Origin of the sequence: Mesorhizobium sp. M0106, assembly GCF_040322715.1 — a bacterium.
Classification (GTDB): Bacteria; Pseudomonadota; Alphaproteobacteria; order Rhizobiales; family Rhizobiaceae; genus Mesorhizobium.
Genome location: NZ_JAMYUA010000081.1, coordinates 1 through 13,948, shown reverse-complemented (window position 1 = coordinate 13,948; position 13,948 = coordinate 1). Strand labels below are relative to the sequence as shown.

Here is a 13,948-nt window from a genome sequence, read left to right as displayed (position 1 = left end):
ACATATGGACGCAAGCGATCGAAAACGACGCAAAACAACCGTTGCAGGCAGGGCGCCGTCCACATATGGATCCCAGGGTCTCCGCCGCGTCGCTTCGCTCCTTGCTCCGCCCAGGGATGACGAAGGGAGGGTTTCGGCTAATCTCCTAAATTTGCGATTTGCGACTAACGGGAATGATCGACGTTCGTTGCTGGTTGACCCGACTTACACGCAGTTGGCCGAGAAACGATCGAATCAGCGCCGAAACCGGCCGATAACGTCGGTATTGGCGAGAAGTCTGTGCACCAAAGCACGCGCACTTCCGATCGGAAGAAGCCAAAAACAAAAAAACCGCCTCGGGAGGCGGGTCGTTGGAGCCAATTAGCACCATACTAAAATTAGTAGCATAGCTGCCGGCACAAAGCAAGAACAAAATAGCTGCGACGGCAAAAAAAGTCCGAATTCCTTTCCCACCCGAGGTCGCCGCCCTCATTGCCTAGCGTTGATGATCAGCGAAAGCCGAAATGGCATCCAATCTCCCCCCTCGTGGGGGAGATGTCCGGCAGGACAGGGAGGGGCGCGAAGGAATGCGAGTTTTGCAATCGTTCGGAGCAACGACAGCCCTGGCGCATAAATCACCGCCGCGACCGGCCGATGACATCGTCGGTGTTGGCAAGAAGCCTGTGCACCGCGGCGCGGGCTGCGGCGGGCCGCTGCAGGCGGATGTTCTTCTCGATCGCTTCGTGCAGTGCCTGCGCCCGCCGCTGATCGCTGGTCTCGCGGGTGACGAACTGGAACAAATGGTCGAGCGCCGATTCGATCAGCACGCCGAGCGGCACCAGCAGATCGTTGCCCGAGGCGCGCAGGATGGCGAGGTGAAACCGCGTGTCGGCGCGCGTGCGCTCCTGCAGATTGGTTGCCTCGCCCATCTCCCGGCAGGCCTGGCTGATCTCGGCCATCTGCTCGTCGGTGCGCCGCATGGCGGCAAAGGCGCTGGCCTCCGGCTCGATGATGTGGCGGAACTCCTGCACGGTTCTGAGGAACACCTCGCGGTCCGGCGAGGTCGCGTACCAGGCCAGCACGTCGCGATCGAGCAGGTTCCAGCGCTCCTTCGGCTCGACCCAGCTGCCGATTTTCGGGCGTGACGCCAGCAGGCTCTTCGCCATCAGCATTTTTATGGCTTCGCGCACCGCCGAGCGGCTGACGTCGAAGGTCTCCGACCATTTGGCTTCGTTGGGCAGGATGGTTCCCGGCGGATAGTCGCCGCGCACGATCCTGAGCCCGATTTCATTGGCGAGCGAGGCATGCACGCTCGAGCCGGGAAAGTGTGCGGCGTCGGCACGCCGAACGCCGGCCGGCCGCTCAGCCTCTGCCTTGAATTTGGCGGGTCGCTTTTTTGATGTCGCGTCCGGCATTGGTATTCCCCGGCAGCTGCTTGTCGAAAGCCTGAACTCAGGGCACGGCAAAGCAGCGGCCTACGCTCCAAAGCAGCGTCGCCTCGTGCGTTTTGTATGGACAGTGCGAACGGGGCGCCCGTCGAAGGGCGCCCCGAAATTGCGAACCTACTTCTGGATGCAGGTGTCGACGGTGTCCTTGGTGCATTCGTCGAGGCCGGTGAACACCGGATCGGCGACCGGCTTGCCGCCGACCAGGTCGATCATCACCGAGGGCGCCTTGTAGCCCATCTCGAACGGCCGCTGGCCAACCAGCGCGGTCACCAGTCCGTCACGGGCAATCGCCACCTCGTCGCCGATCGTGTCGGCGGCGCCGATGACGAAGGCGTTGCTGGCGATCTTGTCGGCCATCGGCTTGAACAGGTCGCGGTAGGGCTGCGGAGCGCCGAACAGCGGCCAGCCGCCCATGATGCCGAAGGCGTCGAGATCGGGATTGGCGGCGAGGATGTCGGTCATCGCCTGCACGCCCTTGGCGCCGTCGTCATTGGTGAACACCGGGCAGCCGGCAACTTCCGTCCAGCCGCCTTCGCCCGCCAGCGCCGCGAGGCCGTCCTTGCCCGACAGCGCGTCACGCATGCCCTGCGCGCGGCGCAGGATGTTGTCGGCGGCCGGATTGCCTTCGATGGTGCAGATCTTGCCGCCATTCGGCTTGGCCTTCTTGATGTATTCGCCGATCTTGTGACCCATCAGGTAATTGTCGGTGCCGAGGTAGGTCTTGCGCAGCGCCGCATCTTCCTTGCTGAGGTCGGCGTCGAGGGTCATGATCGGGATCGACGGATTGGCGCTTTTGATCGTCTGCGCAATCAGCGGCGCGTTCGATGGCGAAATCGCCATTGCCACCGTGTCGGGCTTGCTCAGCATGTCCTGGACGATCTGGGCTTCACCGGCCTCATCCGAGGTCGACGCCGGTCCGGTGTAGAAGCACTCATATTCCGAGCTGGCGTTTTCCTTGTTCCATTTCTCGCAACCCTGGTGGATGGCCTCGAAGAATGGATTGTCCAGACCCTTCACCACGATGACGAGCTGTTTCTTGGCCATAGCCGGCCCGGCACCCAGCGCCATGACGGCGGCGGCAGCGAGCAATAGTGATTTCCTCATGTCAGTCCTCCCTTTGAAACAAACGGACACGGCGTGCCCGCCACACACAGATCGACCCGGAGCAAGATGACAGAGGACGTCGCACTCGTGTCGCCAAGCCAGGTCGATAAGCATTTTCATATTCAGTCTCAGACCGGCACCGACAGATATCGCTGGTTACCAAATCCCTGACCGACAAACCCTCACCGATTCCTTCCGGCAACCCGGGGCTCGGCGCAAGCTCCTCCGACACTTAGCTAATATCGCCTTGTCACCGACGTCAATGCTATTTGTCCTACAAAACTGATTTTTCGAAAGAAGCCGTGGTTGACGCCAAGGAGGCTTATGCGTAAATGGGCAAAATCGCTGCTTCCGGGAGGAACTGGGGAGAGCGAAAGGCCGCGGCAGAACCGCAGGCCGCAAAGCACGGGGAGGCAAGAAGGCTGGTGGCGGTTCTCGAACTCACCAACATCTCGAAGCATTTTGGCGCCATCCAGGCGGTCAACGACGTTTCGTTGTCGATCGAGGCCGGACAGGTTGTCGGCCTGATGGGCGACAACGGCGCCGGCAAGTCGACGCTGGTCAAGATGATCGCCGGCAATTTCCCGCCGAGCCATGGCACGATGCAAATGGACGGTAAGGAGCTGATCCTGCACAAGCCGGTCGAGGCGCGCCAGCACGGCATCGAAATCGTCCATCAGGACCTGGCACTGTGCAACAATCTGACGGCCGCCGCCAACGTCTATCTCGGCCGTGAATTGCGCCGCGGCCTCGGGCCGCTTCGCATCCTCGACTATGCCGCGATGTACAAGCGTGCCGGCCAGATCTTCGCCGAGCTGAAATCCGAAACCCGCCCGCGCGACCTGGTCAAGCAAATGTCGGGCGGCCAGCGGCAGGCGGTGGCGATCGCCCGCACCATGCTTTCGCAGGCCAAGATCGTGCTGATGGACGAGCCGACGGCGGCGATCTCAGTGCGCCAGGTCGCCGAGGTGCTGAACCTGATCCGCCATTTGCGCGACCAGGGCATCGCCGTCGTGCTGATCAGCCATCGCATGCCCGACGTCTTTGACGTCGCCGACCGCGTCATCGTCATGCGGCGCGGCCGCAAGGTCGCCGACAAGACGATCGCATCGAGTTCGCCGGAAGAAGTCACCGGACTCATCACCGGCGCCATCGAACAGGTATGATTGACGCCTCAACCATGAGTAAAAAAGGTCGATAATGGCAGTCACCCTTGATCAGACGATCGCGCACAAGCAGCACACCTTGCTGAGCAAGGTGTTTGCCAGCCAGACCTTCTGGGTGGTGATCGCGGTCATCCTCGCCTGCCTGTTCCTGTCGGTGGCAACGGATTCCTTCGCCACGACCAAGAACCTCTACAACATCACCCGCAACGTCACCTTCGTCGCCATCGTGGCGCTCGGCATGACCTTCGTCATCATCACCGGCGGTATCGACCTGTCGGTCGGCTCGGTGCTTTGCCTGTGCTCGATGGTGCTGGCCGTGACCATGCATGCCGGCTACGGCATCGAGATCGGCATTGGCGCTGCGATCGCGACAGCGCTGATCATCGGCGCCTTCAACGGGGTTCTGATCGCCTATCTCGGCTTTCCGCCTTTCGTGGTGACGCTCGGCATGCTGTCGATTGCGCGCAGCCTAGCCATGGTCGCCTCCAACAACACCGTCGTCTTCCAGTTCGGGCCGGATCACGACAAGCTGCTGGCGCTGGGCGGCGGCGCCTGGGTGTTCGGCATCGCCAATCCGGTGCTTTACATGATCGTGCTGGCGTTGATCACCGGCTTTGTGCTGCGCTGGACGAAATTCGGCCGGCACATCTTCGCCATCGGCGGCAACGAGCATGCGGCAACGCTGACCGGCGTTCCGGTGCGCCAGATCAAGGTCGTCGTCTACATGATCTCGGCAATGGCGGCTGGCCTTGCCGGCATCATCCAGACCGGCTGGCTGGGCGCGGTCACCACCAATCTCGGCAACGGCATGGAGCTTCAGGTGATCGCCGCCACCGTCATCGGCGGCGCCAACCTGGCCGGCGGCATGGGCACAGCCTTCGGCGCGGTCGTCGGCGCGGCGCTGATCGAGGTCATCCGCAACAGCCTCGGCCTGCTCGGCATCAATGCCTTCTGGCAAGGCGTGTTCATCGGCGGCGCCATCCTGCTCGCCGTGCTGTTCGACCGCATCCGCAATTTCAGGCGCAACGACTGACGTTCAAGCGCAGCCTCCCCCTTCTCCCCTTGTGGGAGAAGGTGTCGCCGAAGGCGACGGATGAGGGGTGCTCCAGTTTGGCATCGCCTCATTTCTTCCAGCACCCCTCAACCGTCTCGGCGCTAGCGCGCCGATCCACCTTCTCCCACAGGGGAGAAGGGGACGCGCTCCTATCGCCGGGTCTGATAATCCGCCGGTGCGGCGCATGGCCGGCGCCCGGACGTGCACATCCGTCTTGACGCAAGCCCGAACTGCGCCGCACAATCGCTCGCAGCAGGCGAAGGGAGGCCAGTCGCCTGCGGGAGGATATACCCATGACGGAAGCGATCAGGCTCTACTGGGGCCGGTTCGGACATGTTTCTGTCCTGAACGTCGCCAGCGACTTCGTCACCCATGCCCACGTCGAGGCGCATATCATCATCTGGCTGGAAGGCACCGCCGGCGAGATGACCATCGGCCGCGAGACGGTGCGGCTTGGACCGGGCACCGCCGCCGGCATCAATTCCTTCCAGCCGCACAGCCACGCTCTGTCCCGCGACGGCACGCCCGGCCTGTTCCTCGCCTTTTACATCGATCCGGACTGGGCACGGAAACGCCGCGAGCTGCCTTCCGCCGCGCCGCTGTTCTCCGCCCCGGCGATCACGCTCGAGCCTTGGCTGCACAAGGCAGCGGCCAACCTCCTCGACCATCTCAGCGACAATGAGAGCATCGACGACATCGCCAATTACGAGATCGAGCGCTTCATCGACAGCGTGCTCGATGCCGCCGATGCCTCCGCACCGCAGACCGTGCGCACCCGCGTCAGCACCATGCAGGATTTCCGCGTCCGCAAGGCGATCCAGCTGATGAAAGCCAATGTCTGCGAGCGTATCTGCTTCGACGACGTGGCGCGCAGCGTCGGCCTGTCGCGGCCGCATTTCTTCGCCTTGTTCAAGGAACAGACCAATCTGACGCCCAACGTCTATTGGAACACGCTGCGCATGGAGGAAGCCGTGCGGCAGTTGCAGTGGTCGCAGGAGCCGCTGATCTCGGTCGCCTGCAATCTGGGCTTCACCACGCAAGGCAATTTCTCGCGCTTCTTCCGCGACCATGTCGGCGTCCCGCCGACGCTTTACCGCGAAGCGGCGCGGGCGATCAGCTGAGCGCCCGTTTTTCAGACTATTTGATAGGCGTTCAAGACGCATTGATAAGCGCTGCCGAGCCTGCCGCCCTACCCTCCCAAGCAGCTGATTTGCAAGGGAACGATCATATGGCGAAAGTCACCATCTCCAGCGTCATCGACGCACCGGTCGAAAAGGTCTGGGCGCGCATACGCGACTTCAACGGCCTGCCGACCTGGCACCCGCGCATGATCGAAAGCCATATCGAGGACGGCAAGGATGCCGGCACGATCGGCTGCGTGCGCAATTTCCAGCTCGCCAGCGGCGCCCGCCTGCGCGAAAAGCTGCTCGATTTCTCTGACGAGAACTTCCTCGTCAGCTACGCCATCCTGGAGACGCCGCAGCCGCTCACCAACCACAAGGCGACATTGCAATTGCGGCGGGTTACCGACGGCGACCGCACCTATGCCGAATGGACCGCCAGCTTCGACGCCGCTCCAGAGGAAGCCGACAAGCTGGCCGAAGGCATGGGCGCCAACGTCTTCCAGGGCGGCTTCAACGCCCTGAAGGCCCATTTTGCCGGCCGGAGCCAGGCGTAAAGGGAGCGTTCCATGGCGCTTGCACTGCAGACTTTCGCGACGGTGAAGGACGCCGGCGCGGCGCTGAAAGCCGCCGGCACCCGCTACCTCGGTGGCGGCACACTGGTCGTGCGCGCCGCCAATGAAGGCGACGTGTCGATCTCCGGTTTCGTCAGGTCGACCGAACCGGCGCTGTCGGTCATCCACATTTCCGGCGGCGAGGTCCGCATCGGCGCCTCGGTGACCATGGCGGCGATCGCCCGCCATCCGGATCTCGCCCCGCTAGCCCACGCCGCGCGCGCCGTCGGCGGCCCGGCGATCCGCAACATGGCGAGCGTCGGCGGCAATCTCTTCGCGCCAACGCCTTACGGCGATTTCACCGTTGCGCTGCTGGCTCTGGACGCAACGGTCAGCACCGGCGACGGCGAGCTGCCGATCGAAACCTTCCTGGCGAAACGCGAAAGCAACCACGCCGTCGTTACCGCGGTCGGCTTCACGCTTCCGACCGAAGGCGGCTTTCGCTTCCTGAAAGTGTCGCGGGTCAAGCCAAAGGGCGTCTCGGTGCTGAGCATCGCCACCGTGCTGGAACAGGCGCCGGACGGCACCGTGTCGTCAGCGCGGATCGCGTTCGGCTGCATGGCCGACCGGCCGATCCGTGCCAGGGCGGCGGAGAAAGCCTTGATTGGCCGCAAACTCAGCAGCGACGGCATCGCACCGGCACTGGCCGCTGCCCGCCACGGCACTTCGCCGCCAACCGATCCGATCGCCAGCGCCTGGTATCGCAACGAAGTCCTGCCGGTCCATCTCGGCCGGCTGCTGCTCGCCTGAAAGACCGTGGCGCATATGTCCGCCTGGCTGCGGCGCAAGGAGTAAAAAGATGGCAAAGGTCCCGGTTCAGTTCACGCTCAATGGTGCCGAAAAGGCCGAATTCATCGACAGCGGCACGACGCTGCTTCATGCGCTGCGCGACAAGATCGGCGACACCTCGCCAAAAGGCGGCTGCCATCAAGGCACTTGCGGCGCCTGCTCGGTCATCATCGACGGCGAGCTCAGGCTGTCCTGCCTGACGCTGGCCGAGACCTGCAATGGCGCAACCGTCACCACCACCTCGGGACTGGCGGAAGGCGGCGTGCTGCATCCGCTGCAACGCGCTTTCCTCGATGCTTTCGCCACCCAATGCGGTTTCTGCACGCCGGGCATGATCATGGCCGCCAAGGTGCTGCTGGATCACACGCCGAACCCCAGCCGCGAGGATGTGGTCGAGGCACTGTCCGGCAATATTTGCCGCTGCACCGGCTACGAACCGATCATCCAGGCGGTGCTGAGCGCCGCGCGCTCCAATTCGCAGAACGCGGCTTGAGGGGAGTCAAAAAGATGGAACTCCGCAAGAGCTACTTTGCCGACCAGCGCAAGGACGATCTGCACGAGATCGGCCAGCCGCGGCCGCGTTCGGATTCGCCCGGCCATGTCACCGGCAAGACCGCCTATTTCGCCGACCGCAATTTTCCCGGCATGCTGCACCTGAAGATGGTGCGCAGCCCGCATCATCACGCCCGCATCCGCAGCATCGATACGTCAGAGGCGGAAAAGCACCCCGGCGTCGTCAAGGTGCTGACCGCCAAGGATGTGCCGCACAATGTCTACACCATCCTGATCCTGATCCAGATCGGGCCGGAGGACGAAACGGTGCTGGCCGACGGCAAGGTGCGCTGGAAGGGCGAGGCCGTGGTGGCGGTGCTGGCCGAGACCGAGCGCGCTGCGCAGGAAGCCGCCGCCAAGGTCAAGGTCGATTACGAGGTGCTGCCGGCCGTCTTCGACATGGACGAAGCGCTGAAGCCCGGCGCGCCGATCGTCAACGAATATCACGGCCGGAATTATTACCTCTACGACAGCGGCGAATGCCGCAAGGTGCGCTTCGGCGATGTCGAGGCAGGCTTTACAGGAGCCGACCACGTGCTCGAACAGACCTACCAGTCTTCACCGATCGAGCACGCGCCGACCGAAACGACCGGCTGCATCGTCGCACCCGAGGGTAACGACCGCTTCACCTGCTACACCAACACGCAGGCGATGTTCTTCACCCTCGATAACGCCTCGATCATCCTGCAGATGCCCGGCAACAAGCTGCATTTCGTCGGCGGCACTGTCGGCGGCGGCTTTGGCGGCAAGGTCGACGTCATCGTCGAGCCGATTGCCATCCTTGGCGCCAAAATAACAGGACGACCGGTCTGTTTTATCTACAGCCGCGAGGAAGAGATGCAGATTTCCTCGCCGCGCGCCGCCGAGAAAGTCGTCATCAAGGACGGCGTCATGAACGACGGCCGCATCGTCGCGCGCAAAGTGACCGGCTACACCGACGCCGGCGCCTATTCGCGCCATTCGCCCTACGGCGCGCAGAAGGGCGCCGGGCATTATCCCGGCCCGTATACGATCCCGAATGTCTGGATCGACACCTACTGCGTCTACACCAACCGCACCCCGTCCTCGGCGATGCGTGGCTTCGGCGTCACCATCGGCGATTTCGCGCTGGAAGTGCAGATGGACAAGCTCGCCCGGCTGATCGGCATGGACCCGCTCGAATTCCGCTTCATCAACGCCTATCGCGATGGCGACATCAAAGCACATCGGCAGCCGACCGAGGGTGCTGCGCTGATCGAGTGCATGCAGGAAGCCTCGCGCGCCGCCAACTGGCCCGTGGCAGAAAAATTCATGGCGATGTCGTCTTACGCGAAGGGAGCTTGAGATGGCGATCAGGCGCGGACGCGGAGTCGCCGCGATCAATTATCCGACCGGCATGAATCTCGGCGGCGACCCGACGCAGGCGCTGGTGCATTCGACGCCGACCGGCAATTTCATGGTCACGCTGTCGAGCGTCGACCTCGGCCAGGGCATGAAGCAGATCATGGCGCAGATCTGCGCCGAGACGATCGGCGTGCCGACCGACCGTGTCGTCGTCGACACCGCCGACACCGACACCGGCCCGCATTGCATGGGCACCTTCGCCTCGCGCGGCACGCACCGCGCCGGCAACGCCGTCATCCAGGCGGCCAGGGAAGCCCGCCAGGTGATGCTGGAAGTGGCGGCCGAGGAGCTGGAAGTCAATGCCTCCGACCTCGAAACCGACGGCCAGGGCAACATCCTGGTCAAGGGCGCGCCGCAGAAATCGATCTCGATCTTCGATGTCGCGCTGTCGGCGCATTTCAAGCGCGGCCGCTCGATTTCCGGCCGCGGCATGTTTTTGATCCCGCGCTCCTATCCGGAAAAGGAAACCGGCGCGATGAAGCCGTCGACCTGTTACGCGCACGCCTGCACGGTTGCCGAGGTCGAAGTCGACGACGAGACCGGCGAAATCACCGTGCTGACCGTGAAAAACGTCTTCGAGATCGGCCGCGCGCTGAACCCGAAAATGGTCGAGCAGCAGCTCGTCGGCGGTTCGTGGATGGGCATCAGCCATGCTCTCTACGAGACGACCGAACCCTATTATCCCAACCGTGATCACGGCGGCACCGATTTCAATCAGTATCTGATGCCGGGACCGGGCGATCTCGCGCAAACCGATATCATCGTGCTGGAGAGGCCCTCGGCGGACGGGCCGTATGGCGCCAAAGGGCCGGGCGAAATGTGCGCCAACCCGCAAATCCCGGCGGTCGCCAATGCCGTCTTCGACGCCGTCGGTGTGCGCATCGACACGCTGCCGATCACGCCGGAGCGCATCCTGCGGGCGCTAAAGGCGCAAGCATCGAACTGAGTGCTGGAAATGCCCAAGAGAAGCGCCCGGACTTCAAGCGCAGAGACAGTCGCGACCTCGCCGGAGGCGGTGGCGTCCCGGCTCGCCGCCTCGCGCTATCTCGCAGATGAAAGCCTGGCCACCGCAATCTTCCTGGCGATCAGGCTGGGTAAGCCGCTGCTGCTCGAAGGCGCGCCCGGCGTCGGCAAGACCGAAGCGGCGAAGGCGATCGCCGAACTGCTCGGGCGCGATCTGGTGCGGCTGCAATGCTATGAAGGCATCGACGCCGCACATGCGCTATACGAGTGGAACTACCAGCGCCAGCTGCTCGCCATCCGCCATGCCGGCGAGCACGAGGTCGACATCTATGACGACCGTTTCCTGATCGCGCGGCCGCTGCTGCAGGTGCTGAAGGCGCCGGAAAAGCGCGTGCTGCTGGTCGACGAAATCGACCGTTCCGACCATGAATTCGAAGCGCTGCTGCTGGAGTTCCTGTCCGATTTCCAGATCAGCATTCCCGAGCGCGGCACCATTCGCGCGACGGCGCAGCCGATCGTCATCCTGACCTCGAACCGCACCCGTGAACTGGCAGAAGCGCTGCGGCGGCGCTGCGTCTATCACTGGATCACCTATCCCGACGCCATTCGCGAGGCCGAGATCATCATGCTGCGCGCCGGCGACGTCGCCGAGGCCACGGCCCGCGCCGTGGCTTCCGCCGTGCGCGACATCCGCGCGCGTCCGCTCGCCAAGCCGCCAGGAATCGCCGAGGCGGTCGAATGGGCCAACGCCGCCACCATCCTCGAAAAGGGCGGCAGCCCCTGGCCGGAAGCCTTCCGCCGCGCCATCGGCGTGCTGATCAAAGACGAGGAGGATCTATCCTGCATCGCGCCGGAGCTCGGCAAGATTGTCGAGGAGGCGCTGGCGTGAGCGCGGCGGGCCTGCCTCAAGGAGCAGCACCCTTGCTCGGCTTTGCCCGCCTTCTGCGCCGCTACGGCTTTGTCATAGCACCCGAGCAGGTCTCCGGCTTCATGCAAGCGGTGACGTTGCTCGGTCCCCGTTCGATGGCCGACATCCACGAGGCGGCTCTTGCCACGCTGGCGCCGCCGCCCGACCGCCGCGACGAGTTCGAGGCGCATTTCCGGAGCCATTTCTATGGCAGCACCGCTGCCGTGGTCGAAGGCGAGGCCGACGAGGAAACGCGCGTCAAGGACGATGGCGGAACGAGCCAAGAGGGAATCGAAGTGATCCGCCAGGAGGAAGGCGGCGAACTGTCTTCGGCGAGCGAACAGTTGAGCGTCCGCGAGTTCCATCGCGATAGCGACGGGCTTGCCGCCTTCCGCCGCAAGCTCGCCACCGCTTTGCCCGCGCGCCGCTCCTTCCGCACCGTGCGCACGAATGCCCGCGGCAAGCTCGACCTGCGCCGCTCGCTGCGCGAAATCGTCAGTGCCGACGGCGATATCCCCTCGCCGCTGCTGCGCCGGCGGCAGACAGTGCCGCGCAAGCTTCTCATGCTGATCGACGTGTCCGGCTCGATGAAGCTCTACACATCAGACTATCTCAAGCTGGCACACGCGGCGGTGCAAGGCGCCGACCGGGCGGAAATCTTCACTTTCGGCACACGGCTGACCCGTATCACCTCGGCGCTGCGCATTCGCGACCGCGACCAGGCGCTGGCCCGCGCCGCTGCCCAGGTCGACGACTGGGACGGCGGCACCCGCATGGGACCGACGCTGCTCGCGTTTCTATCGGTGCCGCGCTTCTCCGCTTTTGCGCGCGGGGCGGCAATCGTCATCCTGTCCGATGCGCTGGAGCGCGGCGACCATGCCGAGCTGGAGACGGCGATGCGCCGGCTGAGCGCGCGCGCCTTTCGGCTTTCGCTGGCGACGCCGTTGGCCGGCGACCCGCGCTTCCGGCCGGCCACGGCAGCACTTCGCGCCATCCTGCCGGTGCTCGACGATCTGGTCGACGGCTCCTCGATCGCCGGCCTCACCGATTTCATCCTGTCGCTCGCCCGCCCCGCCCCGGCGGCCGCGGCAATCTGGAAGAGGGTTTTGTGATGCAGAAGGCGATCGACGCGCATTTCCACATCTGGCGCCGAGAGGACCAGCCCTGGCTGCGGGGACCGATGGTGCCGCGCATCTTTGGCCCCTACGAGCCGATCCGCCGCGACTATCCGATCGAGGAATTCCTCGCCGACCAGCAAGGTTCGGGCGTCGAGAAGGCGGTCTACGTACAGACCAATTGGGCGAAGGAGGATTTCGAGAACGAGGTCGCGTTCCTGCAGAAGACCGCGGAAGAAACCGGCTGGCCGCACGCCATCGTCGGCTATGCCGACATGACGGTGGACGATATCAGGCCCCAGATCGACCGGCTGATCAAGTATCCGCTGCTGCGCGGCGTGCGCATGCAGCTGCACTGGCACGGAACGCCGGCCTTCCGCTTCGCCGCCTCGGCCGATCAGGTCATCGATCCCAAGGTGCGGGCCAATGTCGCGCGGCTGAAGGATTACGGCCTGTCCTTCGACCTGCAGCTTTTCCCCGCCCAGATGAAGGACGGGCTGACGCTCGTCGGCGACAACTCCGAGACGAATTTCATCCTCACCCACGCCGGCATGCTGACCGACATGGAGCCGGAGACCACCGAGGCGTGGAAGTCCGGCCTGCGCACGCTGTCAGCGGCGCCCAACCTCTATGCAAAGCTGTCCGGCCTCGGCACCTTCGTCCACCGCAACGACCCGGCGCTGATCGCCTATATCGTCGACAATGCCATCGACATCCTCGGCAGCAATCATCTGATGTTCGGCTCGAACTTCCCGATCGAGAAGCTGTGGACCAGCCATGCCGAGCTGATCAGGGCGCACCGGGAAGCGGTGGGCAAGCACGGCACGGCGGCAGAGGCGGATATCTTCTGGAACACGGCGGCGAAGGTATATCGGCCGGTGTAGCGCGCATCCCTTCTCCCCTTGTGGGAGAAGGTGGATCGGCGCGTAGCGCCGAGACGGATGAGGGGTGCTGGAAGAAACTCGGCGGAGAAAATTCAAGCGATTTGAAGCACTTACGTCTCCAAGGCCGCGATCCGTCCAGCACCCCTCATCCGACCGAGCTTCGCTCGGCCACCTTCTCCCACAAGGGGAGAAGGGAAGGCGCCGCGCCTCACCTCACCTCGAACTCCGGATCGACCGGGATCTGCAGCGCCGTCACCATCTGGTTGGTTTGCCCGGCCAGCCCGATGATCGACACCAACTCGCCATGCTGCGCGTCGGTCATGCCTTTGGCCCGCGCTGCGGCGGTGTGCGAGTGGACGCAATAGGAGCAGCCATTGGCAGTGGAGACGGCGATGTAGATCATCTCCTTGGTCAGCGGGTCGATGGCGCTGTCCGCGACCATCACCGCCTTGAGCTGTTCCCACACCCGCTTCAGCGAGACCGGATCATTGGCCAGCCCGCGCCAGAAATTGTTGACGAAATCGGATTTGCGCGTCGCGCGGATGTCGTCGAACACAGCCTTCACGGCGGGAATCGCCTCGACCTCGGCATCGGTCAGAAGTTTCGTCGTGGCCATGGCTTGGTCCTTTCGTTTGGATCGTTATGCGAGGTCGTTGAATCAGGTCGGGAGAAAAGGCGACTAACCGCCTTGGATGAACCAGCAATTGACGCGCTGAGGCAAGACCGTAAGGCTGGCCGAGGCCCCTCACCTTCGTCATCCCTGGGCGAAGCAGGAGCGAAGCTCCGTCGCGGAGACCCTGGGATCCATATGTGGACGGCGCCCTGCCTGCAACGGTTGTTTTGCGTCGTTTTCGATCGCTTGCGTCCAT

At 63.9% G+C, this 13,948-nt stretch carries 14 protein-coding genes; 11 read left to right on the top strand and 3 right to left on the bottom strand.

Annotation, left to right across the window (positions count from 1 at the left end; translation table 11 throughout):
* Positions 1-614 precede the first annotated feature (614 nt).
* The gene (locus NKJ55_RS34340; RefSeq protein WP_352453764.1) at positions 615-1,394 is read right to left on the bottom strand and encodes a FadR/GntR family transcriptional regulator; all 780 of its coding nucleotides are present in this window, start codon (positions 1,392-1,394) and stop codon (positions 615-617) included.
* Positions 1,395-1,541: 147 nt separating this feature from the next.
* On the bottom strand, positions 1,542-2,531 hold the full coding sequence (locus NKJ55_RS34335) for a sugar-binding protein (protein ID WP_352453763.1): 990 nt from the start codon (positions 2,529-2,531) through the stop codon (positions 1,542-1,544).
* 425 nt (positions 2,532-2,956) lie between these two features.
* On the opposite strand from NKJ55_RS34335, the gene NKJ55_RS34330 reads away from it, so the two are divergent.
* From NKJ55_RS34330 to NKJ55_RS34280, 11 genes are all read left to right on the top strand, one after another.
* Positions 2,957-3,697: an ATP-binding cassette domain-containing protein gene (locus NKJ55_RS34330; RefSeq protein WP_023675804.1), complete on the top strand. Its 741-nt coding sequence runs from the start codon at positions 2,957-2,959 to the stop codon at positions 3,695-3,697.
* A gap of 34 nt (positions 3,698-3,731) precedes the next feature.
* A complete protein-coding gene (locus NKJ55_RS34325) occupies positions 3,732-4,730 on the top strand; it encodes an ABC transporter permease (RefSeq protein ID WP_352453761.1) in 999 nt (332 codons plus the stop codon).
* A gap of 314 nt (positions 4,731-5,044) precedes the next feature.
* Entirely contained in the window at positions 5,045-5,872 is an 828-nt protein-coding gene (locus NKJ55_RS34320; protein WP_352453760.1) for a helix-turn-helix domain-containing protein, read from the top strand.
* Between the two features lie 107 nt (positions 5,873-5,979).
* Positions 5,980-6,429 (top strand): SRPBCC family protein, encoded by a 450-nt coding sequence (locus NKJ55_RS34315; RefSeq protein WP_352453759.1) that lies wholly within the window; start codon positions 5,980-5,982, stop codon positions 6,427-6,429.
* 12 nt (positions 6,430-6,441) lie between these two features.
* On the top strand, positions 6,442-7,236 hold the full coding sequence (locus NKJ55_RS34310; RefSeq protein WP_352453758.1) for an FAD binding domain-containing protein: 795 nt from the start codon (positions 6,442-6,444) through the stop codon (positions 7,234-7,236).
* Between the two features lie 49 nt (positions 7,237-7,285).
* The gene (locus NKJ55_RS34305; protein WP_352453757.1) at positions 7,286-7,768 is read left to right on the top strand and encodes a (2Fe-2S)-binding protein; all 483 of its coding nucleotides are present in this window, start codon (positions 7,286-7,288) and stop codon (positions 7,766-7,768) included.
* Between the two features lie 14 nt (positions 7,769-7,782).
* Positions 7,783-9,150 carry a xanthine dehydrogenase family protein molybdopterin-binding subunit gene (locus tag NKJ55_RS34300; protein WP_352453756.1) on the top strand — a complete coding sequence of 456 codons (1,368 nt, stop codon included), beginning with the start codon at positions 7,783-7,785 and terminating at the stop codon, positions 9,148-9,150.
* 1 nt (position 9,151) lies between these two features.
* On the top strand, positions 9,152-10,156 hold the full coding sequence (locus tag NKJ55_RS34295) for a xanthine dehydrogenase family protein molybdopterin-binding subunit (protein WP_352453755.1): 1,005 nt from the start codon (positions 9,152-9,154) through the stop codon (positions 10,154-10,156).
* A gap of 9 nt (positions 10,157-10,165) precedes the next feature.
* Positions 10,166-11,062 (top strand): AAA family ATPase, encoded by an 897-nt coding sequence (locus NKJ55_RS34290; RefSeq protein WP_352453754.1) that lies wholly within the window; start codon positions 10,166-10,168, stop codon positions 11,060-11,062.
* The gene (locus NKJ55_RS34285; protein ID WP_352453753.1) at positions 11,059-12,192 is read left to right on the top strand and encodes a vWA domain-containing protein; all 1,134 of its coding nucleotides are present in this window, start codon (positions 11,059-11,061) and stop codon (positions 12,190-12,192) included. Before NKJ55_RS34290 ends, NKJ55_RS34285 begins: the two co-directional genes overlap by 4 nt.
* Complete coding sequence (locus tag NKJ55_RS34280; RefSeq protein ID WP_352453752.1) at positions 12,192-13,079, top strand: amidohydrolase family protein; 888 nt, start codon at positions 12,192-12,194, stop codon at positions 13,077-13,079. The genes NKJ55_RS34285 and NKJ55_RS34280 overlap by 1 nt, the downstream gene beginning before the upstream one ends.
* A 208-nt stretch (positions 13,080-13,287) precedes the next feature.
* On the opposite strand, the gene NKJ55_RS34275 is transcribed toward NKJ55_RS34280, so the two are convergent.
* Positions 13,288-13,695, bottom strand: coding sequence for a carboxymuconolactone decarboxylase family protein (locus NKJ55_RS34275; RefSeq protein ID WP_352453751.1), 408 nt, complete (start codon positions 13,693-13,695; stop codon positions 13,288-13,290).
* Between the last annotated feature and the right edge of the window lie 253 nt (positions 13,696-13,948).